General features: G+C 73.3%; 21 protein-coding genes and 1 pseudogene. 8 read left to right on the top strand and 14 right to left on the bottom strand.

The window, feature by feature from the left end; translation table 11 throughout:
• Positions 1 to 294 precede the first annotated feature (294 nt).
• From ABGB16_RS28500 to ABGB16_RS28485, 4 genes are all read left to right on the top strand, one after another.
• The gene (locus tag ABGB16_RS28500) at positions 295 to 789 is read left to right on the top strand and encodes a hypothetical protein (RefSeq protein ID WP_347671179.1); all 495 of its coding nucleotides are present in this window, start codon (positions 295 to 297) and stop codon (positions 787 to 789) included.
• A 44-nt stretch (positions 790 to 833) separates the two neighbouring features.
• Positions 834 to 1,550: a hypothetical protein gene (locus ABGB16_RS28495; RefSeq protein WP_347671178.1), complete on the top strand. Its 717-nt coding sequence runs from the start codon at positions 834 to 836 to the stop codon at positions 1,548 to 1,550.
• 117 nt (positions 1,551 to 1,667) lie between these two features.
• Entirely contained in the window at positions 1,668 to 2,447 is a 780-nt protein-coding gene (locus ABGB16_RS28490; RefSeq protein WP_347671177.1) for a hypothetical protein, read from the top strand.
• Between the two features lie 399 nt (positions 2,448 to 2,846).
• Positions 2,847 to 3,389: a 7-cyano-7-deazaguanine synthase gene (locus tag ABGB16_RS28485; protein ID WP_347671176.1), complete on the top strand. Its 543-nt coding sequence runs from the start codon at positions 2,847 to 2,849 to the stop codon at positions 3,387 to 3,389.
• Here the strand turns inward: ABGB16_RS28485 and ABGB16_RS28480 are convergent.
• Complete coding sequence (locus tag ABGB16_RS28480) at positions 3,376 to 5,268, bottom strand: hypothetical protein (protein ID WP_347671175.1); 1,893 nt, start codon at positions 5,266 to 5,268, stop codon at positions 3,376 to 3,378. The genes ABGB16_RS28485 and ABGB16_RS28480 overlap by 14 nt on opposite strands.
• A 458-nt stretch (positions 5,269 to 5,726) precedes the next feature.
• Between ABGB16_RS28480 and ABGB16_RS28475 the strand changes: the two genes are divergently transcribed.
• Complete coding sequence (locus ABGB16_RS28475; RefSeq protein ID WP_347671174.1) at positions 5,727 to 6,875, top strand: site-2 protease family protein; 1,149 nt, start codon at positions 5,727 to 5,729, stop codon at positions 6,873 to 6,875.
• A 117-nt stretch (positions 6,876 to 6,992) separates the two neighbouring features.
• On the opposite strand, the gene ABGB16_RS28470 is transcribed toward ABGB16_RS28475, so the two are convergent.
• From ABGB16_RS28470 to ABGB16_RS28455, 4 genes and pseudogenes are all read right to left on the bottom strand, one after another.
• A complete protein-coding gene (locus ABGB16_RS28470; protein ID WP_347671173.1) occupies positions 6,993 to 8,264 on the bottom strand; it encodes an FAD-binding protein in 1,272 nt (423 codons plus the stop codon).
• Between the two features lie 106 nt (positions 8,265 to 8,370).
• Positions 8,371 to 9,063: pseudogene (locus tag ABGB16_RS28465) on the bottom strand (LLM class flavin-dependent oxidoreductase); the annotation flags it as partial.
• Positions 9,064 to 9,134: 71 nt separating this feature from the next.
• The gene (locus ABGB16_RS28460; RefSeq protein ID WP_347671172.1) at positions 9,135 to 9,797 is read right to left on the bottom strand and encodes a response regulator transcription factor; all 663 of its coding nucleotides are present in this window, start codon (positions 9,795 to 9,797) and stop codon (positions 9,135 to 9,137) included.
• Complete coding sequence (locus ABGB16_RS28455) at positions 9,794 to 11,917, bottom strand: histidine kinase (protein ID WP_347671171.1); 2,124 nt, start codon at positions 11,915 to 11,917, stop codon at positions 9,794 to 9,796. The genes ABGB16_RS28460 and ABGB16_RS28455 overlap by 4 nt, the downstream gene beginning before the upstream one ends.
• Before the next feature lie 292 nt (positions 11,918 to 12,209).
• On the opposite strand from ABGB16_RS28455, the gene ABGB16_RS28450 reads away from it, so the two are divergent.
• Positions 12,210 to 13,382, top strand: coding sequence for an acyl-CoA dehydrogenase family protein (locus tag ABGB16_RS28450; RefSeq protein ID WP_347671170.1), 1,173 nt, complete (start codon positions 12,210 to 12,212; stop codon positions 13,380 to 13,382).
• A gap of 82 nt (positions 13,383 to 13,464) precedes the next feature.
• Here the strand turns inward: ABGB16_RS28450 and ABGB16_RS28445 are convergent, their stop codons facing one another.
• The 6 genes from ABGB16_RS28445 to ABGB16_RS28420 all read right to left on the bottom strand — a co-directional run bounded on the left by ABGB16_RS28445 (position 13,465) and on the right by ABGB16_RS28420 (position 20,230).
• Positions 13,465 to 16,659, bottom strand: a complete 3,195-nt coding sequence (locus tag ABGB16_RS28445; RefSeq protein ID WP_347671169.1) for a DUF87 domain-containing protein — start codon at positions 16,657 to 16,659, stop codon at positions 13,465 to 13,467.
• A complete protein-coding gene (locus tag ABGB16_RS28440; protein ID WP_347671168.1) occupies positions 16,656 to 17,381 on the bottom strand; it encodes a hypothetical protein in 726 nt (241 codons plus the stop codon). Before ABGB16_RS28440 ends, ABGB16_RS28445 begins: the two co-directional genes overlap by 4 nt.
• Positions 17,378 to 18,517 (bottom strand): DUF559 domain-containing protein, encoded by a 1,140-nt coding sequence (locus tag ABGB16_RS28435; protein WP_347671167.1) that lies wholly within the window; start codon positions 18,515 to 18,517, stop codon positions 17,378 to 17,380. Before ABGB16_RS28435 ends, ABGB16_RS28440 begins: the two co-directional genes overlap by 4 nt.
• 103 nt (positions 18,518 to 18,620) lie before the next feature.
• Positions 18,621 to 19,148 carry a DUF6036 family nucleotidyltransferase gene (locus ABGB16_RS28430; protein WP_347671166.1) on the bottom strand — a complete coding sequence of 176 codons (528 nt, stop codon included), beginning with the start codon at positions 19,146 to 19,148 and terminating at the stop codon, positions 18,621 to 18,623.
• A complete protein-coding gene (locus ABGB16_RS28425; protein ID WP_347671165.1) occupies positions 19,145 to 19,444 on the bottom strand; it encodes a hypothetical protein in 300 nt (99 codons plus the stop codon). Before ABGB16_RS28425 ends, ABGB16_RS28430 begins: the two co-directional genes overlap by 4 nt.
• A gap of 231 nt (positions 19,445 to 19,675) precedes the next feature.
• Positions 19,676 to 20,230 (bottom strand): Uma2 family endonuclease, encoded by a 555-nt coding sequence (locus tag ABGB16_RS28420; protein WP_347671164.1) that lies wholly within the window; start codon positions 20,228 to 20,230, stop codon positions 19,676 to 19,678.
• Positions 20,231 to 20,361: 131 nt separating this feature from the next.
• Here ABGB16_RS28420 and ABGB16_RS28415 point away from each other — a divergent pair, with 131 nt between their 5' ends.
• Positions 20,362 to 21,237, top strand: coding sequence for a hypothetical protein (locus ABGB16_RS28415; RefSeq protein WP_347671163.1), 876 nt, complete (start codon positions 20,362 to 20,364; stop codon positions 21,235 to 21,237).
• Here ABGB16_RS28415 and ABGB16_RS28410 read toward each other — a convergent pair.
• From ABGB16_RS28410 to ABGB16_RS28400, 3 genes are all read right to left on the bottom strand, one after another.
• On the bottom strand, positions 21,203 to 21,682 hold the full coding sequence (locus tag ABGB16_RS28410) for a DUF488 domain-containing protein (protein WP_347671162.1): 480 nt from the start codon (positions 21,680 to 21,682) through the stop codon (positions 21,203 to 21,205). The two genes, ABGB16_RS28415 and ABGB16_RS28410, sit on opposite strands and share 35 nt — an antisense overlap.
• 232 nt (positions 21,683 to 21,914) lie before the next feature.
• Entirely contained in the window at positions 21,915 to 24,146 is a 2,232-nt protein-coding gene (katG, locus tag ABGB16_RS28405; protein WP_347671161.1) for a catalase/peroxidase HPI, read from the bottom strand.
• Positions 24,147 to 24,182: 36 nt separating this feature from the next.
• A complete protein-coding gene (locus ABGB16_RS28400) occupies positions 24,183 to 24,587 on the bottom strand; it encodes a Fur family transcriptional regulator (RefSeq protein WP_347671180.1) in 405 nt (134 codons plus the stop codon).
• A gap of 143 nt (positions 24,588 to 24,730) precedes the next feature.
• Between ABGB16_RS28400 and ABGB16_RS28395 the strand changes: the two genes are divergently transcribed.
• Complete coding sequence (locus ABGB16_RS28395) at positions 24,731 to 25,210, top strand: SigE family RNA polymerase sigma factor (protein ID WP_347671160.1); 480 nt, start codon at positions 24,731 to 24,733, stop codon at positions 25,208 to 25,210.
• Positions 25,211 to 25,331 lie beyond the last annotated feature (121 nt).

Here is a 25,331-nt window from a genome sequence, read left to right as displayed (position 1 = left end):
CATCTAGATGCGGAACGATCGCTTCGAACTTCGCCGCCAGCACCGCTTGCCGTTCGTCCACTGTGCTCATACCACAAAACCGAGGGCCATTCACGAAGACTACGGGTTAATTATCTGCGAGCCCTTACCGGACCGTGGGCGCTTCTCGCCTACGCTCTCGCCTACGGGCTGGGCCGCGTGCTGCCCGCGCGCCGGCCACCCAGACCTCGCCCGTCGGAGGTAGCGCTACAGCAGGGCTGGCAGGAAGCGCTCCGGCTGTACCAGCGACTCGCCAGGGGCGAACTGCCACCTTCCGTGATCGCGCCCGGGTTCCTCGATCCCGGCCCCGTCTACCTGGACGCCCCATTTCACTACGCCCGCTTCTACGGCACCACGGCCACGTACGGGCAGAGCTGGACGTACGCCTATGGTTCGCCCGCTTTCGTCACCGGCGCGGTGGTCGGCAACCTCGTCGGCAACGGCATCGCGCGAGCGCGAGCAGAGAACCTGGCGCAGGCACAGTGGCGCGAATTCGCGTACGCCCGGGTCGTGGTGACGCCAACGACGACGTGGTGCTGCGTCGACGGCCGGTGGCTGCCGTTCGCCCACGATGCGGCGTTGGAATTCGTCATCGACGGCCCGAGCTGCGTTCTCTCCTTCGCCGACGTCGAGCCGCTGCGGATGTCGGGCCCGTCCGCCTGGTGCTACGCCGTCATGTACGCCTACGCCCGATACGGGCCGAGACGATGGCAGGAGGCTCCGTTCCTGCACCCGCTTCGCGAGGCAGTCCGCAGCCTCGCCATGCACTGACGTGGTTGTTTGACCACCATCGCATCCGGCACGAAGATGACCGGGTGAGTTCCGAAGAGCTTAAGGCACGGGCGCAGGCGCTTCGCGCGGCCGGCAAGACCCCCAAGCAGATCGCCCGCGAGTTGGGCGTCACCCGCGCTGTGGTTACCCCTCTCGTGCGGGGAGTCGCCGTCGAGCGGCCGAACCGCGTCCGCCCCTCGGATTTGCCGCTGGTGGGCTGCTGGATCAGCCGCCAGTGGAGCAACGGGTTGACCATCACGGATCGGCCCGCCGACTGGGTCGATGATCGCAAACTCCGGCGGATGGCGGTCGGCGCCGGCCTGGTGAGCGTCGTCGTGGCCCGGGCCGACGGGGACTCAGCGTCCGTCTGCGGATTCCTGGTCGACACGTACTGCCTCGGGGTCAAGAACGCGGTGCCGCCGGCCACCTCGACGTTCGACGACCTGCCGTACTTCCTTGAGGATTTCTTCGCGGCCTACGAATCCGGGATGATCGAGGCGCCCATCGAGCTTGCCCGCCACCTGGTCTTCGGTGCCGTCGACTATGCTCGCGAACTCGGCTTCGACCCGCATCGCGACTTCTACAGCGCGGCACCCCACCTGGGCACGTGGGAGCCGCCGAGCCGGATCACCTTCGGCCTGGACGGCAAGCCCTACTTCCAGCAGGGCCCGTACGACAGCCCAGACCGGATCATGCGCACCCTCGACAAGTCGGTCGGACCCGGCAACTACCACTTCACCACGGTCACCATGGGCGGCTGACCAGCCGGCTCGACGGCTTCCCAACCCCGTCGATCACGAACCTTTGGCAGCGCCCAGACCTCTCAATTCAATAGACTTCGTTCGCGCACTGTCCCGTCCCCCTCCGGGAGGTCGCTCGTGGGCACGTCGACGCGCCTTGCCGGCCCCAGGTACGGCGGGTGGAGCGGCGCGAAGAGCCGCCTGAGCCGCTGGACCCCGGACGCCGACAGCCGGCCCGACTCGCTAGCCGACGGCGACGAGCGGACCGCCTCGGACGTCGCGACGCAGTACCGGCGGGCGCTGCGGGACGCTCTCCTCGAAGATCCCGAGCGGTTCGGCCTCCGCGGCGCGGCGCAGGAGGCCGGCCACCGCCTCGTCACCGCGCTGGACGAGCTGCTGCGGCCCGATCCTCCACTGCTCCGGGACCTGCATCGCGCCGCGCCGACCGATCCCGCCGGCGAGTTCGTCCGCCGGTTCGTCACCGAGGTCGGCGGCGACGGTCGGCTCATCGTGGACGCGGCGACCCGACGCGCCGTGCGGGAAGTGGCCGAACGCCTCGTCGCGCCGGACGGCCCGCTCGCCGACCCGGCTTCCCCGTCCCGGATCACGGGTGAGCTGTTCTGCGCCCTGTACCGGACGTTCTTCGGGGAAATGGTCGGCGAGTTCGTGCACGTCCTCATCGCCGAGAACGTCAAGCTCGCCGTCCCCGCGCTGGTAGCGCTCGACCCCACCGATGTCGTGGCCGGCTTCGTCGCGGACCAGGTCGTCAAGGTCCTGCCCGACCCGTGCGAGGAGGAGGCGGTACGCGAACCGCGACGACCACGGCTCGCCGACGTGGCCCGGGACCTGGTCGGCACAACGGTCACCGAGGCGCTGGGCCTGGGCGACACCGGGGTGGAGCTGCCCTCGCGCTGCTGACCCGGGTCGTCGAGGCGCTCACCGCGGATCGCTGGGCGATCGAGGTGTTCCCGGGCGCCGACCCCTGGCCGCAGCAGGGCCGGCTCGACGCCGATCCCGAGGTCGAGGAGGTCGCCCTCTTCTCCGGCGGCCTCGACTCCACCGCGTACGCGGCCGAACGTGCCCGGCTGTCGGCGGGCAGCCTGCTGCTGGTCTCGTACCACGAACCGCAGTGGGGCGGGCCGCAGGAACGCGTCCTCGCCGCGATCGAGGCGAATTCCGCCAGGACGGTCGGACAGTTCAGGACCTCGCAGCAGCTCCAGGCCCAGGGAGCCACACTGGAGAAGTCCTCCCGCACGAGAGGGCTGCTGTACGCCCGCCACCGCCGTCTTCCTCGCCGCCGCCCACGACGTGCCGCGGGTGGCCGTACCCGAGAACGGGCAGCTCGCGCTCAATCCGGCGCTGACGCCCGCCCGGGTGGCGGCATGCTCCACCCGATCGGTGCACCCGCACACCCTCGGCCTGCTCAACGAGCTGATCCGCAGCGTGGGCGGCAAGGTCACCCTCGTCAACCCGTACCTGTTTCTGACCAAGGGCGAGGTCTGCCAGCGTGCCCTCGCGGGCGGGCTGCCGCCCGACGTCCTGACCGGCGTGACCGTCAGCTGCGGCCACCCGCCCAGGGACCGGCCTGAGTTTCATTGCGGTCACTGCTACCCGTGTCTGGTGCGCCGGTCCGGCCTGCTCGCGGCGATCGGGGCCGACGACACCCCGTACGCGAAGGATGTCTGGAGCCTGCCCGACGACCTGGACGCGGCGGCCGACCGCCGGGCGCTGCACCGGTGGCTGAGCCGGTCGTTCGGCATCCGCGACCTGTTCACCCGTCGGCAGCGGGCGGCCGAACGGCGGGAGGACGTCTGGCCCGTCCTCCCGCCGCCGTTCGCTGGCCCGGTCAGGCCAGCGTGAACTCGTCGAAGAGCACCACTGCGGAGTCCGGCTGCCGGGTGTCGAACCGGTACGACCGCACCACCCCGGCCGCCGAGTCGAGCAGCGAGAAGACGGTGATGTCGTTGCTGGACACGTACGGCAGGGGTTTGCCGGCGGCGTCGGTCAGCGGGGCGATGGTCGGCACCGCCGGGACGAGGCCGCCCGGGTCGCCCTGCCGGATGTGGTCGGGGCTCGCCGGCAGGTTCCGCGAGGCGCCGCTGGAGACGTCGTACGCCCCGTAGCTGTTGCCCACGTTCGACGTTTCCAGCCAGTTGACCCCGTCCGCGTTGCGGAAGCGGTTCCACAGGTGCGAGTGCCCGTTGTGGACCAGGTTCACCCCGTTGGCGCTGAACAGCGGCTCCAGGTCGCGCAGGATGTGGTCGTCGGCGAGCGGGTACTCGTAGCTCACCGCCGTCACCGCGCCGGTGGCCGGGTCCCGGGTGATCCTCTGGACCGGGTCGGTGAACGGAGGTGCGGAGTTGTCGCCGAGGCCGTGGCCGGGGTGGTGGTACATGACCACCCGGTAGCGTGCCTGCCGCGCCTCGGTGGAGGCCAGTTCCCGCTCCAGCCAGCGGTACTGCCGCGACCCCTCCTTGATCGGCTCGAAGATGAACTGCCCGTAGCCCCACCTGCTCTCGTCGTTCAGGTCGGCGCCGGACTCGGAGAACTTGCCCCGGCTGTTGGGGGCGGCCGACCGCCAGATCTGGGTGGCGAACAGGGTGATCACGTGTACGTCGCCGATGGTCCGGGACCACCAGCGCGGCCCGCCCTCGGCGCTGCTCGGGTACGGGAACATCTCCTCGTACGTGGTGACGTCCCAGGAGTTCCGGTTCACCCAGGTCGCCTCGTCGATCCCACCCGGCTGGGTCTGCTGCCAGCGGCGGTGGGCGACCTCCACCGGCTGCGGGTCGTTGAACTGGGCGTCCAGGCCGGCCGCGTCGGACCAGCGCCCCATCACCTCGTGGTTGCCGATCGCCGGGAAGATCGGCGAGTGCTGGATCAGCGGCGCGCCCCGGTAGGTGCGCCCGGCGATGGTCCGGCTGGCCCGGCCGGTCAGCCCCGCGAAGAACGCCAGTCCGCTGGTGCTGTCGAACCACTCGCTGGCCCGGTCGGGCACGTTGACCAGGTCACCGGCGACGAGGACGCCGTCGAGGCGTACCCCGGCGGTTTCGGCGACCTTCTCCAGGTTGGCCGGGGTCATCGTCTTGAGCTGGTGGTCGCTGGTGAGCAGCAGTCGCACCGGCTTGCGCTTGGGCACGGCGGGGGCCAGGGAGTACGCGGCGGTCACCGTCGCCCGTCCCAGGTGGTCGACGGAGACCACCCGGTACGGGGTACGCTCGCCGGCCCGCAGGCCGGTGACCCGGACCAGGTGCCGGTACACCGGCCGGTCCAGCACCCCGCCGTACGTGCGGCCGGGTACCGCCGAGGAGGCGTCCTCCCGGGTCCGACTCAGCCGGATGGTCTCCGCGGCGAGCCGACGCCAGCCGGAGCCGGCGCCGCGGCTGCCGGTGGCCGCGTCGACGGCGGCCTGCTCGGTCATGCCGGTGACCGCCGACCCGAGCAGCAGCACCTGCCCGGTGCCGTGCTCCTCGGTGTGCCAGACGACGTGGACACTGTCCGACTGCGGGTCGAGCAGGTACGGCTCGCAGAGCAGCGGCCGGCCACCGAGCCAGGGCGCCGGGGTGTCCGCCCCGGACGGGTCCACGGCTTCGGGTTGACCGGCGGCCACGGCCGGCGTGGCGGAACCAGCCGTGACGCCGGCGGCCACCGCGGCCCCACCGGCGAGGGCCAGAACGTTGCGGCGCGTGAGGTTTCCGGAATCGTCGGCGGACGGGGCGTCCGGGCGCTTCTCTGTCATGACCAGCACCTCAGCAAAGCCGGCTGACGCGGCCACACCGCCCAGGTGAACAGTGGAGCGCGCCGCGGGTGAACGCTGCGGCGTCCCTGGGGTAACGCCGACACCCGGCACCGGGTCCGGCAACCATCACCAGTGTCAGGTCACCTGTACAACAGCCCCGCCTGGGCCGGCCGTTCGGCGTCCTCGGTGAACCCCCGCGATCTTGCACTTTCGGCCCACGGAATGGGCCATTTGCAGCGGTTTGCCGGGGCAGCAAGTGCAAGATCGCGGAGTCGGGACGAGGGAAGCCAAGGCGCCGATAGCGTAAACGGGGCAGCTCCACAGGGCCGCCGACCATCCCCGTCCGGTCGAGCGCCGCCCGCCGCCCGGCTCCGGAGCAGCCGGGCGGCCTCCGCCGCCCCACCCTCGCCGCCGCGACGTCCGGCATGGGACCGGTGAACACGGGTATGCCGACGCCCATGAGGGCGAGCTTCCGGATCGGTCGGGTCGCCGGCGTACCCGTCGGCGTCAACTGGAGCGTCCTGGTCATTTTCGGGCTGATCGTCTGGGGGCTGTCGGCGAGCCAGTTCCCGCGCGCGTACCCGGGCCGGCCGGTCTGGGCGTACGTGCTGGCCGGGCTGCTCGCGGGGGTGGTCTTCTTCCTCGGGCTGCTCGCCCACGAGGTGGCCCACGCGGTGGTCGCCAAGCGCAACGGCATCGGCGTCGGCGGGATCACGCTGTGGCTGTTCGGGGGCGTCTCCGAGCTGCGCGGCGAGGCCCGCGATCCCGGGGCGGAGCTGCGCATCGCGGGGGTCGGGCCGCTGGTCAGCCTGATCCTCGGCCTCTTCTTCGGCGGCGTCGCGGCGCTGCTCACCGTGGCCGGGGTGCACGGCCTGGCGATCGGGGCGCTGGCCTGGCTGGCGGGCATCAACGTGCTGCTGGCGATCTTCAACGTGCTGCCGGCGGCGCCCCTGGACGGCGGGCGCCTGCTGCGCGCCGTCGTGTGGAAGGCCACCGGCGACCGGACGAAGGCGTCGGTCGTGGCGGCCCGGGCCGGCTGGGCGCTCGGCGCGCTGCTGATCGCGCTGGGACTGTGGCAGTTCCTGCGCGGGGCCGGGGCCGGCGGGCTGTGGCTGGCGCTGATCGGCTGGTTCCTGATCGGGGCGGCCGGCATGGAGGAGCGGCAGGCCCGGATGGGCAGCGCGCTGCGCGGGGTGCGGGTGGCCGACGTGATGACGCCGCAGCCGCAGACCGCCACCGGGGACATGACCGTGCGGGACTTCGTCGACCACCACCTGTTCGCGTACCGGCACTCGGCGCTGCCGCTGACTGCGGACGGCGGCCGGCCCGTCGGCCTGGTCACCCTCGACCGGGTACGCCACATACCGGCCGATCGCCGCGACCAGACCAGGCTGGAGGAGGTGGCCTGCCGGGCCGACGACCTGGTGCTGGCCTCGCCGGACGAGCAGCTCACCGAGCTGCTGCCCCGACTCAGCCGGTGCGCCGACGGCCGGGCGCTGGTGGTGGCCGACCAGCGCCTGGTGGGCATCGTGTCGCCCAGCGACATCAGCCGGGCGGTGCAGCGCGGCAGCCTCCGCGACCAGACGACCACGGGCGGCCGACGCTGACCCGCTGCGCCGCCGGTCGCTCCGGCGGCGCGGGCCTGATTGTGGCAGTTCAGCGACATCCGCCCCGGCGTGTCGGGTCGCTGCGGCGTCACGCATCAAGGCGGGCCGGGCGCCCGGTCAGCGGGGGAAGTAGCGGTCCAGGTCGGGCGTTCCGAACTTGCCCTCGGGGTCCAGGTCGCGCAGCAGGGCCACGAAGTCGGCGTGCCGGGGGTACGCGGCGGCGACCGCCGCCGGGTCGAGCCCGAACACCTTGCCCCAGTGCGGGCGGGGCGCGAACGGGGCCAGCCGCCGCTCCACCTCGGCCACCACCGGGGCGACCGCCCCGGCGTCGGCGATCCAGGTGAAGTGCACCGCGAGGCTGTCCCGCTCGTACTGTGGGCTCAGCCACAGCGCGTCGGCGGCGACCGTACGCAGCTCGCAGACCTGGAGCACGGCGGCGATCCGGTCCCCCGCCGGGTCGAGGGCGGCCAGCGCCTCGGCCGCCGCCGCCCGGGGCAGGTGGTACTCCGACTGCAGCTCGTCGCCGCTGCTCGGAGTGAAGCCGAGCCGGAAATGCGGCAGCCGCTCGTGCCACGGGCCGGGCTCGCCGAGCTGGGCCGTGCAGTTCGCCGCCGCCATCCCGGGCACCGGGTGGCACGGCCCGGCGGCCGCCGTCGTGCCGAGCCAGTCCGCCGGGGGCGGGGGCTCGTCGGCGAGCTGCTTGCGCCACACCTGGGCGATCCCCTCGCCGCGCCAGTCGGTGAAGAGGCTGACGCTGTACGCCGAGGCGAACGCCTCGTCCAGCGCGGCCCGGGGCAGGTCGAGCCGGACGTACTGCCGCACGTCGAAGGTGGGCACCACGTCGAGCGTGACCCGGGTGACGACCCCCAACCCGCCCAGCCCCACCACCATCCCGGCGAACCGGTCCCCGTCGCCGTCCCGGCGTACGGTCAGCAGGTCGCCGTCGGCGGTGACCAGCTCCAGGGCGGAGACGGCGGTGGCGAGGTTGCCGACGCCGCCGCCGGAGCCGTGGGTGGCGGTGGCGACCGCGCCGGCCACCGAGATGTGCGGCAGCGACGCCATGGTCGGCAGGGCGTAGCCGGCGGCGTGCAGCCGGGCGGCCAGCTCGCCGTAGCGCACGGCGGCGGCCACGGTCACCGTGCCGTGTTCGCGGTCGATCTCGACGGTGGGCGGCAGCCCGGCCAGCGACACCAGGTCGCCGATCGTGTCGCCGAGCCGGTTGAACGAGTGCCCCGTGCCGACCGCCCGGACCCGGGCGCTGCCGGCGACCAGCCGGCGCAGCTCGTCCACGGTCGACGGCCGGTGCCGCCGCGCGGCCGCGTACCGGATGTTGCCGGCCCAGTTGCGGCCCGGCACCCCCGCCGTCTGCTCCCGCTCGCCCGCGCCCACGTCGCCCTCCCGCCGCCGTGACCGTCGACGCCGGAGAGCCCCGGCGTCGTCGGGGAACCATACGCCGCCGGGTTCCCTCCCGACAGCGGGTGGCGCGGGGCGCGGCTCAGACCTGCGGCATGACCTCGGCGGCGACCAGCTCGACGTGCTCCAGGTCGGCCAGGTCCAGCACCTGGAGGTAGATGCGCCGGCTGCCGACCGCCGCGTACCGGCCGATCTTGTCGACGACCTCGGCCGGGGTGCCGGCGAGGCCGTTCTCGCGCAGCTCGGCCGGGTCCCGGCCGATCGCCTCGGCGCGCCGGCGCACCTCCGCCTCGTCCCGGCCGCAGCACAGCACCAGCGCGTTCGACCAGCGCATGGTGCCCGGGTCGCGGCCCGTCTCGGCGCAGGCCGCGCGGACCCGCTCGAACTGCGCGGCCGAGTCCTCGACGGAGACGAACGGCAGGTTGAACTCGTCGGCGTAGCGGGCCGCGAGGCGGGGCGTACGCTTCGCCCCCTTCCCGCCGAGCAGGATCGGCGGGCGCGGCTGCTGCACCGGCTTGGGCAGGGCGGGCGAGTCGGCCACCGGGTAGTACTTCCCGGGGTAGTCGAACGTCGCGCCGGCCGGAGTCTCCCACAGCCCGGTGATGACCGCGAGCTGCTCCTCCAGCCGGTCGAACCGCTCCCCGAGCGGCGGGAACGGGATGCCGTACGCGGTGTGCTCCTCGGCGTACCAGCCGGTGCCGATGCCCAACTCGACCCGGCCGCCGCTCATCTGGTCGACCTGGGCGACGGTGATCGCCAGCGGGCCGGGCAGCTGGCGCCCTGCTGGGGTTCGGTGAAGATCCGCAGTTCCATGGGCCGAGCATATGGGGAAGGAAGGGCCCCTTCTCAGGGTTGGCCGAGGCCGGCCTCGCGGGCCCGCTGGATCGCCTGGCCCCGGTCGGCGACCTGGAGCTTGGTCAGCACGTTCGACAGGTGGTTGCGCACGGTCTTCGGGCTCAGCGTCAACCGCCGGGCGACGGCCACGTTGCCCAGCCCCTGGGCGACCAGGTCGAGCACCTCGCGCTCCCGGTCGGTCAGCTCGGGGAACGGCGCCCGCCCGCCCGTACGGCCGGCGGAGAGGAAGCCGATCGCCCGGCTCGCGATCACCGGGCCGAGCAGCACCTCCCCGTTGGCCACCGCCCGGACCGCCCGCTCCACCTCGCCGGGAGCGGCGCCCTTGAGCAGGTACCCGCGGGCCCCGGCGCGCAGCGCCGCGAAGACCGAGTCGTCGTCGTCCAGCATGGTCACCACCAGCACGCCGGTGCCCGGGTACCGGGCGACGATCTCCCGGGTGGCCTCCACACCGGAACGCCCGTCGCCGAGGTGCAGGTCCATGATGACGACCTGCGGCTGCCGGAGGCCGGCCACCCGGACCGCCTCGTCTGCGTCGGCCGCCTCGCCGGCGACCTCCAGGCCCGGCGTGGACGCCAGCAGCGCCGACATGCCGAGCCGGAACACCGGGTGGTCGTCGACCACGGCCACCCGGATGACCTCCTGCTCGCCGCTCACCGGCGCACCGCCCCCGCGATCACGGCCGTCGGGTCGGAACGGGCCGGCCGCTCCTCGTCGTACGGGGGCAGGCGGTCGGCCGGCACCCGTACGACGACCGTGGTCCCGCCCTGCTCCCCCGCGCCGATCTCACACACGCCGCCGACTCCCTCCGCCCGTTCCCGCATGGACAGCATGCCCACCCCGGCCGGGGTGCCCGCCGCGATCCCCCGCCCCGGGTCGGACACCCGCACGACGAGCCCGTCGGCGCCCCGGTCGACCACGACGCGGCAGGTCGCCGCCCCGGAGTGCCGCTGCGCGTTGCGGACCGCCTCGGCCACGATGCCGTACACGGCGGTGGCCACCGGCTCGGGCAGCGGCGACGGCGCCGCCTCCATCAGCACGGCCAGCCCCGAGCCGTCGTACCGCCGGGCCAGTTCGTGCAGGGCGGCGGCGAGCCCCCGCTCGCCGAGGACCGGCGGGAGCAGGCCGCGGGCCAGGTCGCGCACCTGCTCCACCCGCTGGTCCGTCTCGTCGCGCAGCCGGTCGAGCAGCGGGCCGGCCCCGGCCGGGTCGGCGCCGATCAGGTTGCGGGCCGCCTGGAGACCCAGCGCGATCCCGGCCAGCGCGGGGCCCAACCCGTCGTGCAGGTCCCGGCGCAGCTTGCGGCGTTCCGAGTCGCGGGCCTCCGCGAGCCGGGCGCGGGAGGCGACCAGTGCCCGGCTGGCCGCGGCGAGACTGGCCGCCGAGGACACCAGCGGCAGGAGGTCGACCAGCGCCGATCGGGTACGCCCGTCCAGCCGCTCGCCGGCCCGGGCCCACGCGGTCAGCCGCCCGACCTCCCGCTCGCCCCGCCGCAGCGGCAGCACCAGCGGCTCCCCCACCGGCCCCGGGGAGGCGCAGTGGGCGGTGCACGGCTCCGGGCCGTCCACCTCGATGCCGCAGGCGCCCAGCCGCAGCAGGTCCGTGAGGGCCTGCGCCACGCCGTGCAGCACGTCGGCCGGGTCCTCGCTCGCGTTGATCCGGTCGCCGACGCCCCGCACCACCCCGAGCGGCTCGGCCGCCGCGCCGTGGATCAGCCGGTCCACCCGCCGCTGCACCCACCACCGGCCGGGCTGCACGGCCGCCGCGACCACGGCGGTGACCAGCACCCCGGGCACGGCGCGGCTGGCCGGGAGCAGGGCGTCCACGGTGGTCACCCCGACGACGTACGCGGCGACCAGCAGGAAGGTCAGCAGGAACCAGACCAGCGTACGACGGACGGCGATCTCGATCCCCCACAGCCGCTGCCGCAGCACCACGGCCAGCACGGCCGCCGGGAAGAACGCCTGCGCGGCCAGCATCGCCACCGGCGGCAGCCACGACAGCACCGACCAGCTCCAGTCGGGCGGCAGCGCCACCGGGGCGAAACTCACCGCGAGCAGCGCCGTGCCGACGGCCAGCCAGCCCAGCCCGACCCGCTCGACGCCGGGCGCGACCCGGCGCCGCAGCAGCGCCCCGGCGGCGGCGACCAGCCCGAGCACCGCCACCAGGGCGGCGAGCACGGGCTGCGCCCGCTCGGTCAGCGTCGCCCAGGCGGCGCTGGGAATCGGCAGCGGCGCGTCGGAGCCCGTCCCGCCCGGGCCGGGCCAGGTCAGCTGGAACAGCTCGAAGGAGCCGACCACGGCGGCGCCCACCGTGACGGCCACCCGGGGCCCCACCGGCAGCCGGCCCTCCCGGACCAGCCAGGGCAGCACCACGATCAGCGAGAGCATGCCCGGCGCCCAGCCCCAGTGCCGGGCCGAGACGAGCCAGCCGATCCCGGGCAGGCCGGGGTGCACCCGCAGCAGGTCGGCGTACTGGGCACCCAGGGCGGCGACGCCGCCGCCGACGCCGGTCAGCGCGAGCAGCCAGGCGACGGGGTGGGCGCGGCGCAGCAGGATCAGCCACGCCACCGACCCGTACACGGCGCAGTCGGTGAAGTCGACGAGGAAGTAGAGCTGGGCCAGCCCCCAGGGGCGGCGGGCGAACCCCCAGCAGAGCGCCGTACCGGTGAGCAGCAGCACGCAGGCGACCAGCACGGCCCAGGCGGCGGCCGGGTGCCGGCGGTCGCCGCGGGCCGTCGCCGGGTTCGACGCCCGGGGCGTTCGCTCGATCAGCATGATCCGATCCTGGCAGTCGCGGTGTCAGTTGCCGATCCCCCGTCGTTCCAGGGCGGATGTCGGTCCCGCGACAGTCAGCCAGCGGCCGCCGAGGGGTCCGCCCACCGAGCCTGGCCGTCCCGGCGTCCCGACCGCCTGGTGCGCCCCGTCCCGGCAGCCCGGGAACTTTCCTCGCGCGCCGCTTTCCCGGCCGGCCGGTACCGACGTCCCTGGACGTCGGGACGTCGGGCGGTCGAGCGTCGGTGCTGCGGCGCCGAGGCGGAGCCGCGAGCCGGGCGAGCGGGAGGCGACGATGGACGACCAGGACCGGACCCGACTGACCGGCGCCGTGCGGGAGTTGGCCCCGGAGCTGGCCCGGCGGGCCGAGGAGATCGAGGCCGCCCGGGAACTGCCCGCCGACCTGCTCGACCGGCTGCGCGACGCCGGCTGCTTCCGGATGTTCGTCCCGCGCAGCCACGGCGGGTACGAGGCGGACCCGCGCACCGGGCTGGCGGTGCTGGAGGCCCTGGCGCGGGCGGACGGCTCGACGGGCTGGACCGTGATGATCGGGTCGGAGGCGCCGCACCTGCTGGCGATGCTGCCCCGGGACCGGTTCGACAAGGTCTACGCGCACGGCCCCGACGTCGTGGTGGCCGGCGGGTTCGCCCCGCAGGGCCGGGCCGAGTTGGCCGACGGCGGGTTCCAGGTGACGGGGCGGTGGGCGTTCGCCAGCGGGTCCCGGCACGCCGACTGGATCTTCGGCAACTGCGTGCTGACCGGGGACGGCCAGCCGCTGCCCGGGCCGGGCGGCCAGCCGGTGGAGCTGCGCTCGATGCTGTTCCCGGCGGAGCGGGTGACGGTGGTGGACACCTGGCACGCCCTGGGGCTGCGCGGCACCGGCAGCCACGACGTGACGGTGGACTCGGTGTTCTGCCCGGCGGAGCTGAGCTTCGACCTGTTCGCGGGCACGCCGTGCGTACCGGGGCCGGGGTTCGTCGCCCCACTGGCCCAGTTCGTCCTGCACCTGGGCGCGGTGGCCGTCGGCATCGCCCAGGGCGCCCTGGACGACATGGTCGCGCTGCTCGACGGCGGCCGGCAGCGGCTCTACGCCCGGCAGTCCCTGGCCGACTCGCCGGCCTTCCGGGTGCAGCTCGGCCGGGCGGACCTCGACGTGCGGGCCGCCCGGGCGCTGGTGCGGTCGCTGGCCGACGACCTGCACGAGGCGGCCCGCGCCGGCGACCCGACGGCGATCGCCGCGCTGCACCCGCGGATCTCGGCGAGCCTGCCCTGGGTGACCGAGGCGGCCACCCGCGCCGTCGACGTCTGCTACCGGGCGGCCGGGGGCGGAGCGGCCCGCGACTCCTCCCCCGTGCAGCGCCGGTTCCGGGACGTCCACACCTTCTCCCAGCACGCCGCGGCGGCCGAGGGCTGGCTCGGCAACAACGGCGCCCTGCTGCTCGGGCGGCCGGTCGAGCTGGCGTACTGAGACAGGTGGCCACGGTCGCCCCCGTGCCGTGGCCACCGCCGCGGGCCCCGGCGGCCCGACCCGGGCGGGGTGCTCGGTCGGGTCACCGGGCCCGGTCGACGACCTCCTCCGGGGTCAGCGGCGCCTTCGGGTGGTGGGTCAGACACATCGGAGTGTCCACCTTGACGAAGGAGAAGCCCTCCCCCGCCGCGTAGAACTGGCCGCTGCGCAGCAGCCCGATGTCCGGCAGCCGGCCGCCCTTCGCCTCGGCCAACTGCCGGGCGGCGTCGATCTGCGCCGGCGCGTTGAGCAGGCCGAAGAACTGCGTGGTGGCGTTGCCGGAGATCTGGTTGTGCAGGCCCTTCGGCGCCTGGGTGGCGAAGACCAGCCCGAGGCCGTACTTGCGGGCCTGCGCGGCCAGCGCGATCGAGCTGGCGGTGCACGCGGTGTTCCCGGTCGACGGGGCGAGGGTCTGGGCCTCGTCCATCACGAACAGGCCGCCCAGCGGCCGGTTCCCGGCCGGGTGCCGCTTGATCCAGGCGAACAGCGCCATCTGCAACTGGTTGACGAAGCTCTGCCGCTCCTGGTCGGAGGTGAGCCCGACGAAGCTGACCACGGACACCCGGGCCCGCCTGCCCGGCGTCGGCGTGAGCAGCAGGCCGGGGTCGGCCGGCGCGCCCGCGCCACCGAAGAGCGGGTCGGTGACCATCGCGGCCTTCAGCGCCTCGGCCAGTTCCTGGGCGAGCTTGTCGGCCTTGGCCAGCCGGCTCACCCCGTCGGGCAGGTCGGCGAGGAACTCGGCGAAGCCGGACAGGCCCACCATCGGAGTCCGCGCGTACGCCTGCAGCGCCTCGGTCAGCACCGCCTTGCCCTGCTGGGCCAGCCGGGTCGACCGGTCCACCCCGGCGCGGGGCGCGAGCGCCTCCACGGCGGAGCGGATGGCCTGGTCGAACTCGTCGGGCGAGTCCCGCACCGGGGTGAAGTCCGGCAGCGGCTGGAAGCTCAGCGGCCGGCCGGCGCCGACGCGCGGCGTCCACACCACGACCTCGGTGTGGTCGAGGTAGTCCCGGGCCCGCTCGTCGTCGCCCGGCGCCCAGCCGGCCGGCGGCTCGGGCCACGGGTCGCCCAGCCGGGCCAGGTCGTTGTTCGGGTCCAGCACGATCGCGGAGACCCCCTGCCGGGCGCACTCCTCGACCAGCCGCCGGATCAGCACCGTCTTGCCCGAGCCGGAGCCGGCGAAAATGACCGTGTGCCGACGCAGCGACTCCAGGTTCACCACGAACGGCTCCCCGCCGTCCGTGCCCTGCCCGAGCCGGATGGACGCCCCGCCGCCACCCGACGCCTGGCCTCCACCCGAGAGCCCGCCACCACCCGACGCCTGGCCTCCACCCGACGGCCCGTTCGACTCGGCCGGTGCCGACCCGGTCTCCGGCGTCGGTGCCGACGCCGCGGCCGGGTCCTGCGCCGCGACGGGCGCGGCCGGGTCGCCGAGCACCGCGCGCAGCAGCGCCGTCCCGCTCGCCGGCCGGCGGGCCAGCAGCCACTCGTGGAAGGCCGCGTCCGGGGTACGGCCCAGCTCGCGCAGCGCCGCGAACACCCGCAGATCGGCCTCCTCGACCGCGCAGCGCACCCCGCCGGCCGCGTCGAACGCCGCCAGCACCTCGGCCGTACGCTTCCCCGTCGGCCAGGGGCCGTTGCGCAGCAGCACCAGCCGGCGCTGCGGGAACTGCCGGTCCAGGCCCGCCATCGTGCAGGCCGCCCTGACCCGGGAGATCGTGGCGACCGCGTTCGGGTGGGCGATGCCCCGGAAGCACCAGTGCGCCTCGTTCTCGGTGGCCTCGTCCAGCACCTCGATCAGCCGGCCGTGCAGCGCCGGCTTGCGGCCCGGCGGCGGGTCGTGCTTGTACGTCGCCCCGGTCGGGGCCTGCTCCGCGACCCACGCGGAGAGCCCGGCGGCGAGCAGCGCCGGCAGGTGCTCGTCCTCGGTCCGGTGGTCCAGCGCGGGGCCGACGTCGGCCGCCGCGACCAGCTCGGCGAACCGCGCGTCCAGCGGCGCCAGGTCTGCGGCGCCGGCCGCGACCGGAACCGGGGCCGGCGTGTCCACCGCGTCGATCAGCCGCGCCAGCTCGGTCACCTCGTCGGCGTCCCGGCACTGGGCGACGTGCCGGTCCACCCGGCGCAGCAGGGCCCGCGGGGTGAGGTTCGGGGCGTCCGCGAACGCCTCCGGGCGCACCGGCCACGTCGGGTGCGGCGGCACGAAGCGCAGGTCGGCGAAGGCGACGGCGAACCGCTTCGCCACGATGGCCTGCCCGATCTCCGGGGTCGGGATGCGGTCGGGCAGCACGGCCACCCGGAACCGGTCCGCGACCGGCGTCGGCGCGCTGCGGGTCAGCAGCTCCCAGGTGTCGGGCAGGCAGGACACCACGATCAGCGTCCGGCGGGTCACGTCGCGCAGGGTCAGCAGCCCGTCCGCGACCGGGCCGAACGCGGTCGCCTGGGCCTGGTCCACCGCCGCGCCGCGGTCGAACATGGCCGTGCTGGTCTGCGCGAACAACGTGTCGAGCTGGTCGACGGCGATCACCGTCGGGTCAAGCGTCAACGCCATGAGCCGGGAGATGTCCTGGACGATCTGCTGCGGGGTGCGCAGCAGCGTCGTGCTCATGCCCCAGGCCGCCCGGCCCTCCGGGTCGCCCGGCTCGCTGATCAGGTGCGCGTACCCGACGTCCTGGTCCTCGAACTCGCGGGAGCCGTGCAGCACCAGCGCCCGCGCCGTGTCCTGGCAGTCCCGGCCCACCTCCCGGTGGTACGTGCGCAGTGCCCGGACGAAGGCGTCCAGGTGCTCCCGGGTCAGCGGCTGCGCGCCGGCCACCGCGTCGCGGACCTCGGGCGGGAGGCCGAGCTGCGAGGTGAGCCGGCGCAGGAACTTGCGCAGCTGCGTCTCCCAGCCGATGGTGTCCCGGCCCATCCCCTCGACCATGGCCAGCGCGACGCTCGCCCAGAACGTCTTGCCGCTGATCATGTTGACCAGGAAGAAGTAGCCGCTGCCGCGCTGGATCCGTTCGCGGACGGCGCCGAGCAGGTGGGTCTTGCCGGAGCCGGCCCGGCCCTGCATGGCCACCCCGAGCGGGCAGCTCGTGTCGTCGGTCCGCGCCCTGGCCACCCCGCGCAGGATCTCGTCGGCGACCTTCTCGTGCAGCTCCGGCACGTCGTACGGGGCCGGACGCCAGACGTCGTCGGGGGTGACCGCCGGGTTGAAGGTCAGCGTCTCCAGGGCGGCGCGCTCCGCGTCAGGGATCATGCCGCCCCGATCGACAGGGCGTGGTTGTCCTCGTCGCCGATGCGCACCGCCGCCGCCCGGTCCCGCGCCGACAGCGACTTGCTGTTGGCGACCGGGATGATCCGTACGCCGTCCTGCCGGACCATCGCCCGCAGCGCCGCGTCCACGGCCGCCCGGTCGACGTGGCCGAGCCGGTCGCGCAGGTCGGCGAGGCCCACCCAGGCGCCGGGGACGTCGGCCAGTTCCCGGTATGCCGCCTGGACCAGCGCCTCGACCGCGGCATCGCCGGCCGGCGGCCGGGCCAGTGCCGGGGCTGCCGGCCGGGCCGACGCCTCCGGCGCCGCCGGGGCCTCCTCGGCGGGCTGGGCCTCGACGGCCTGCGCGGGGGTCTGCTTGAAGAAGTCGGCGTGGCTGACCCGGAGCCGGTCCAGCCCGCGGTGCAGGTTGCCGAGCAGGGTGAACATTGACCGGCTGGACGAGCCACCGGCCTTCGGCGGGTCGGCCGTGTGCAGGGCCCGCACCAGCCGCCAGCCCTCCTCGGTCAGCTCGTGGGAGAACGGGCGGTGCGACCGGTCCGTCTGGACCAGGCCCAGCCGGACCAGCTTCTCGTTGTCCTTGCCGGTGAGCGGAAAGCCGGCCAGATCCCGCAGCTCGGCGTTGGTCAGCTCCCGGGCCTCGACCATCAGCACGACGAGCGCGTTGATCTGGTTGGGGGTCAGGCTCGGCAGGTCGCTCGACATCATGCCTCTTCTCTCTGGGGGTACGCGCCGCCCGTACGCCGCCGGGCCAGCAGGTCCCGGATGTCGCGGACCACGGCCTGGACGTTGGACAGCACCTGTTCGTTGGTGAACCGGAGCACGTCGAGCCCGAGGAGCTGGAGCCGTACGTCGCGCCGCCGGTCGTCGGCGAACATCATCCGCCCCCGATGCTCCGGTCCGTCCACCTCCACCGCAACCCCCTCGACGGCCCAGAACAGGTCCAACCGGTACGACCGGCCCAGCGGATGCGGCGCGTACGTGTGGTTCCACCGGCGGTCGCGGGCCCAGTCGTGCGGCGCGAGCGCCCGTTCCAGGGCCCGCTCGGCGGCGCTGTCCGGGCGCGGCACCCCGGACATCGGCGGACACGACAGGCCGGCCGCCTGCCCGGCTGTTGGGCCGGCGCCGCCCGTGTCGGGAACCCGACCGACGTCCTCCGCCAGCTCGGCGAGGTACCGCGGGAGCGCCACGGGCACCGGGCGCACCCGGTCCGCCCCGTGGCGCAGCGGGCCGACGATCCACACCGCGCACCGGCCGTGCTGGGCCAGCCACTCGGCCGCCGCCACGAGCACCCGCTCGTCGTCCGGGCCGGCCGCATCGGGTGGCTCCAGCAGCAGGGCGCAGGTGTCCCGGCCGTACGCGTCGGCCAGCACCCGGGCGAGGCCGGCGGCGCGTACCTCGGCGGGAAACCGCGCCCGGCGGCGGCCGGCGCTTTCCGGGCCGACGCTCGGCGGGCCGCCCGGGATGGCCCGATCCACAGTGGCCCGGCCGCGCAGGGCCCGCTCGGCCAGGTCGGCGAGGAACGGTCCGAAGTGGTCGGACCGGGCGGCGACCTGCGCGGCGAGGCTCCGGACGGCGGCCACCCCGAGCGGCCCGCCGCCGTCGAGCCGGTCCGCCCCGGGCAGCCAGCGGGGATACCACGCCCGGGCCGCGCCCTCCAGCGCGTCGAGGACCGCGCCGACCAGTCCGGCGAGGTCGAGCCCGGGCCGGGGACGGTAGGCGACGACGGCCGGGGCGGCCGGCGGCAGCGGGTCGAGGGCCAGCCGGAACAGCTCGGGGTCGACGCCCGCGAGGTGGCTGACCCGGCGCGGTGGGGCGGCCGTCCACCAGGGCTCGCTGTGCATGGCCGGGGAGGCTACCGCGTGGCGCGCACTTCCGGGGCCCGGCCCGGGGCAGGTGGTGACAGCTACCGAAGTTGGTTGGTCATCGCGCTGGATGGACCACGAATCATGACTCGAAAACATCGTCGAGCACGAGCCTCGCCCGGGCCGGGACCTCCTCCTCGGGAAAGATCTCTGCGCACAGGCCGAGGACCTGCTCGACATTGGTCAGCCGGAGGTGCTCGACCAGGAAGCGGATGTCCTCGGCGTCCCGACGGCGTGCCGCGAGCACCTTCATGGCCAGCAGGTGTTCCGGCGATGCCGCCGCGACCCGCAGGCCCGGGTGGTCGAAGACGCGAGGGGCAGCCGCATCGCCGCCCGGAGCCACGTATGCGCTCGCCTGCTCATTCAGCCACCAATGCGGCAGGCCCAGTTCGTCGGCGACGGCCCGGGCTTCATCGAGCACGATGCCGTGCGGCTGGAACACGGCGTCAATGTCACGGGTAGCCCGCCGCGCATCGTAGGCCAGAGCCATTGCCGCACCGCCGAAGATGTACAGGTCCGCGACGATCCCCCGCCGCGCCAACCTGTCCCCGAGCCGGCGGAAGGCATCTTCGATGGCACCCCGGTCCAGCAGCGGATCAGCCGCGCTCATGCGACGTTCAACTCCTGGGCCGCCACGTACACTCCCCGCCGCCGGAACGCCGCTGGGGCGTGCACCATCGCGTCAACTCGCGCAGCACGCGAATTGAAGGGAAACCAGAACCGCCGCAGCGACCGCGTCTCGACCCATGCCGGCGCGCCCCGCCCGTCTTTGGCCGCCAGGTGCTCCACCAACGCAGCCAGGAACACATCCCAGCGCTCGTCCCCGGTAGGAGCCGGCTCCGATGTCAGAAGCTCGCCTCGCGTCTCGACCGGCTCCCAGCGGTACTCCTCCAGGAACTCGGCCACCAACCGCCACCGTCGCGTCTCGTCGGCTCCGACGAGCAGGGCACCCAGGCGCTCTGCCGTCAGAGGCTCATACGCCGCAGCACGACCATTCACGCCCTCGACCGTAGTACAGCAGGAGGCGACTCCGGGGTCACCCACTACCCACAAGCAGGCGGTTCGGCTCGGCATCCAGCCCAAATCGCCACGTGACCAGAGCGGCGCACCACTCGTCGAAAGTCCTCCGGTCGCCGCTCAGTCCAGGTGGTCGGCGGGGACGGTCTGGAGCAGCCACGCCAACGGCATCCGCGCCCGCTCCTCGTAACCGCCCTGCGCGGCGAGCCGGTGCAGGGTGACGGTCTGCGCCCCGTCCCGGTCCACCACCCAGTACTGGGGGATCCCCGCCGACGCGTACTCGCGGACCTTCGTGACCGCGTCCATGGCCTCGGAGCCGGGCGAGACGATCTCGATCGCCAGTACGACGTTCCCAGCCGCCGACCAGACGCCTCGCGGCGGCGGCTTGCGCCACACCGTCATGTCGGGAATCCGGCCACCGTCACCGGCGGGGCCGGTGATGCGGACGCCCGCGGCCTGGAGCACCTGCTCGGCGGGCCAGCCCGCCATGATGAGCCAGGCGAAGAGGCGACTGGCGATCATCGCGTGTTCCGAGTCGGGCGGCGGCATGACCGACAGGACCCCCTCGGGGCTGGTCTCGTAGCGGTGGCCGTTCGGGTCGGCGGCATTCATCGCCGCCACGTCGTCGAGCGTCACGACGGCGGGCATGTGCATGCCGACGGCCTCAGCGCTCATGACCCCATCCTAGGCGAGGCGAGACGCCGGCCCTGGCAGCGCCGACATCCGCCACGTATCGGCGAGCAGCATCGCCGGCGGCCTATCCGTACAGGCGGGTTTCATGAGAACCTAAACCTCTCCGCGACTGAATGACTACCTACAGCTACCTCCGGCTGGAGGCACGCGTGACTCAGATGTCGCTCTTCGGGCCCAGCGGGTCCGGCCCTGATCCCAAGCCCGTGGACGACCGCAGGGTTCGATTGCAACTCCTGATCACCGTGAAGGCGGCCCCCAACCCATCGGAGAAGTACGGAGAAACCGTGTGTGTGGCGGGGCTGCGCACCGACACCCTGAGAACATCCTGGGTCCGCCTGTATCCCATCAACTTCAGGCACCTGGACAGCGACGAGGCATTCAGGAAGTACGACATCGTCTCGGTCGAGGCCAAGCCTGCGCGACAGGATCAACGACGCGAGAGTTGGAAACCCATGATGGACACTCTCAGGAAGGAGCACCAGCTCGATACGTGGAAGTCTCGCCGACAGCTGCTGGACCCGTGCGTGGAAGATTCCATGTGCCGGCTGAACCGCGACGCCCAGGCGCGCCCGGACGCGCAGTCACTGGCTCTCGTGCGTCCGAGCGAGGTTCGGGGCTTCAAGGTGACACGCCACGAGGGCTGGACACCTGAAGAGCAGCGCAAGATCGAGGCGTACGTGAGCCAGCCCGATCTGTTCAGCGGCAGGAGCAGGACGCCGCTGCAAGCCCCCCGTTTCAAGGCGGCATACCACTACCGCTGCCACGAGAGTGGATGCAGGGGCCACAAACAGCACGTCATCGACTGGGAACTGGTCGCGCTGCAGCGCAGGCTGCACGGCTACTCGGATGCGGCGCTTGCCCAGGCGCTCGAAGCGAAGTTCCTGGACGAGATGTGCGCCCCCGGCCGGGATGTCGCGTTCTACGTCGGCAACCAGGCCAAACGCGTGCACACCTTCAGCGTGCTGGGGGTGTACTGGCCGAAGCGGTAGGCAGTCGCTCTTCGAGAGCTCGCAGCACGACCTGGCGGTGACAGCGCCGCTCGTCCGCCTCGAAACAGAGCAGCGCAATCAGTTCGGTCTGCGCGACATCCGCAAGCGCGTCGAGCGCGGCCGCCGACTCCGCGCGGCGAAGCATCGAGGCATACGCCGCCTGAGCGGCCGCCAACTCGTCGGCATCGCCCCCGAAACCAGGTCGGTTCTCCTTGGGATTGCCAAGTTCACGACGATGCTCGTAACTGATTCCGCGCGTGGCGAGCGCGTGACAGAGAGCGGACTTGCTGAAGCCCTTCTTCCGAGAGATTGGGGTCATCCGGACATCGACTAGTCGGGCCACCCCCCGGTCCGCGAGGTCCGCGACGAACTCGTCTATGGAGCGACCCTCGTAGCCGACACCCAGGATGCCGGACCGGTTATCCACAGCCAAGACGGCGCTCATCGGGTCAGACTTTCATGATTCAGTTGGCTGGGCCAGTGGAAACGCCAATCTGCCGCCACGTCAGCCCAGTGTCCTGTTCCTCGACACCGCCTCGGCCCGTCCGCCGTCGATCAGGGTGACCGCGAGCGCCACTCGATCGCGGTTGGCCCAGACCCGCCCCAACCGGTCAAGGGCTGCCCCCGCGCCCGGGCGTCCGGGTCGGCCCCGCGCGGGGCCGACCCGGACGCGAGGATCACGCGAGGTCGTACCGGTCGAGCTCCATCACCTTGACCCACGCGGCGACAAAGTCACGCACGAACTTCTCCCGCGCGTCGTCGCTCGCGTAGACCTCGGCGAGCGCGCGCAGTTCCGAGTTCGACCCGAAGACGAGGTCGGCCCGGGTGCCGGTCCACCTGACCTCGCCCGTGACGGCGTCGCGACCCTCGAAGGTGTTCGCGTCCTCGGACGTCGCCTTCCACGTCGTGCCCAGGTCGAGCAGGTTGACGAAGAAGTCGTTGGTCAGCGACCCGGGGGTCGCGGTGAGGACACCCAGCGACGACTGCTGGTGGTTCGCCCCAAGTACGCGCAGACCGCCGACGAGGACCGTCATCTCGGGCGCGCTCAGGGTCAGCAGGTTCGCCTTGTCGACCAGGAGGAACTCGGCCGGCAGGCGGTGGCCCTTGCCGAGGTAGTTGCGGAACCCGTCGTGGGTGGGCTCCATCGCGGCGAAGGACTCCACGTCGGTCTGCTCCTGCGAGGCGTCCGTACGTCCCGGCGTGAAGGGAACCTCGACGTCGACACCGGCGTTCCTGGCGGCCTGCTCGACGGCGGCGCCACCGGCGAGCACGATCAGGTCGGCGAGCGAGACCTTCTTCCCGCCGGTCTGGGACGCGTTGAACGCCTCCTGGATGCTCTCCAGGACGCGCAGCACCCTGGCGAGCTCGTCCGGGTCGTTGACCTCCCAGCTGTTCTGCGGCGCGAGGCGGATGCGCGCGCCGTTGGCGCCGCCGCGCTTGTCGCCGCCGCGGAACGTCGACGCCGACGCCCACGCGGTGGAGACGAGCTGGGGCACCGACAGCTCCGACGCGAGGATCTGCGCCTTGAGGGCGGCGATGTCCGCGGCGTCCACGAGCTCGTGGTCGACCGCCGGGACCGGGTCCTGCCAGAGCAACGTCTCGGCCGGGACCTCCGGGCCGAGGTAGCGCTGGATCGGGCCCATGTCGCGGTGGGTCAGCTTGAACCAGGCGCGGGCGAAGGCGTCCGCGAACTCGTCGGGGTGCTCCAGGAAGCGCCGCGAGATCTGCTCGTAGATCGGGTCGAACCGGAGCGCGAGGTCGGTCGTCAGCATGTTCGGGGTGATCCGCTTCGACGCGTCGTGGGCGTGGGGGACGGTCCCCTCACCCGCGCCGTCCTTCGGCTTCCACTGGTGGGCGCCGGCCGGGCTCTTGGCGAGCTCCCACTCGTACCCGAAGAGGTTCTCGAAGAAGTTGTTGCTCCACGCCGTCGGCGTCGTGGTCCAGGTGACCTCGAGGCCGCTGGTGATCGTGTCCCCGCCCTTGCCGGTGCCGAAGCTGCTCTTCCAGCCCAGCCCCTGCTCCTCGATCGGGGCGGCCTCCGGCTCGGGGCCGACGTGGTCCGCGGGGCCGGCGCCGTGGGTCTTGCCGAAGGTGTGACCGCCGGCGATCAGCGCGACCGTCTCCTCGTCGTTCATCCCCATGCGGTAGAACGTCTCGCGGATGTCGCGGGCCGAGGCGAGCGGGTCCGGGTTGCCGTTGGGGCCCTCGGGGTTGACGTAGATGAGGCCCATCTGGACCGCGGCGAGCGGGTTCTCGAGCTCCCGGTCGCCGGTGTAGCGCGCGTCACCCAGCCAGGTCGTCTCGGGGCCCCAGTAGACGTCCTCCTCGGGCTCCCAGACGTCCGGCCGGCCGCCGGCGAAGCCGAAGGTCTTGAATCCCATCGACTCCAGGGCGACGTTGCCGGCGAGGATCATGAGGTCGGCCCACGAGATGCTCTGGCCGTACTTCTTCTTGACCGGCCACAGCAGGCGCCGGGCCTTGTCCAGGTTGCCGTTGTCCGGCCAGCTGTTCAGCGGCGCGAAGCGCTGCATCCCGGCGCCGGCGCCGCCGCGGCCGTCGCTGATCCGGTACGTGCCGGCGCTGTGCCACGCCATCCGGATCATGAACGGGCCGTAGTGGCCGAAGTCGGCCGGCCACCAGTCCTGCGAGGTCGTCAGGACCTCCGCGACGTCCCGCTTCACGGCGGCGAGGTCGAGGGCGTTGAACGCCTCGGCGTAGTTGAACTCCCCACCGAGGGGGTTCCGCTCCGCGGGGTTCTTGGCGAGGATCTTCAGGTTGAGCTGGTTGGGCCACCAGCCGCGGTTGCCGCCGCCCTGGGTCGGGTGGGGGGCGCGTCCGTGCGCGACCGGGCAGCGGGACTCGCTGCCAGCCTCGGCGTCATGAACGACGGCGTCGTGGTTCTCGGACATCAGGTTCCTTCCGTGACATGGCGGACCAGGAGGGGATCAGGAGTTGTCTGCGGTGGAACAGGCGGGGCACTGGCCCCAGTAGACGACCTCGGCCTCGTCGATCGAGAAGCCGTTGTCGTCGGACGCGGTCAGGCAGGGCGCCTCGCCGGCGGCGCAGTCGACGTCGGCGACGAGGCCGCACGACCGGCAGACGACGTGGTGGTGGTTGTCCCCGACCCGCGACTCGTAGCGGGCCACGGAGCCGGCTGGCTGGATGCGCCGCACCAACCCCGCGGCCGTCAGCGCGTGCAGCGAGTTGTACACGGCCTGGTGGGACACCTTGGGGAGCTCCCTGCGCACGGCACCGATGATCGAATCCGTGTCGGCGTGCGGATGCGCGTGCACCGCGTTCAGCACCGCCACCCGGGGACGGGTCACGCGCAACGCGGCCCCGCGCAGCATCCGCTGGAAATCCAGGGGCGTGGCCACGTCACGCAGTCTGGCCATTTTTCTGGAATCAGTCAAGATTATGGGCCGGACGTCACGCGCGTCCGGCCTCAACCATCCGGGCGGTGGATGGCGTCTCAACTGGTGAGGGGGTGAGGATGGCCGAAACGTTCCACGAGTTCGTGGTGCACCGCTCGCCCGCGCTGTCCCGGACCGCCTACCTGCTCACCGGCGACCACCAGCTGGCCGAGGACCTGCTGCAGAGCGCGCTGGCCAGGACGTACCGGCACTGGCGCCGGATCCGCGGCGGCGACCCCGAGGCGTACGTGCGGCGGGCGATGTACCACCAGCAGGTCTCCTGGTGGCGGCGCCGCCTGCCGGTCGAGCGGCTGGAGTCGCAGCCCGCAGAGCGGCCCGGCGACGACCACTCCGACGCGACCGCGCTGCGGCTGAGCCTCACGGCCGCGCTGCGGCAGCTCACCCCGCGCCAGCGCGCCGTCATCGTGCTGCGGTTCTACGAGGACCTGACCGAGGCGCAGGTCGCCGAGGTACTCGGCTGCTCCGTCGGAACGGTGAAGCGGCACCATCCAATGGGTGACCTCGCCCGGTCCCCGGGCGTCAGTGACACTCTGGCTTAGAGCGACCGGCAATAGGCACCCAGGATCCGGACAGGTAGGTACCCGGAGTAGCAAACAGGCACGGGACATCGATCATCGGAGTTCTCTACGCTCAGTGATCGACGGGAGTCCCGTGCCTGCC

Origin of the sequence: Micromonospora sp. B11E3 (assembly GCF_039871625.1) — a bacterium.
Taxonomy (GTDB): domain Bacteria; phylum Actinomycetota; class Actinomycetes; order Mycobacteriales; family Micromonosporaceae; genus Micromonospora.
Note: the sequence above shows the minus strand (reverse complement) of the source record. Positions and strands in the feature narration are given on the sequence as shown.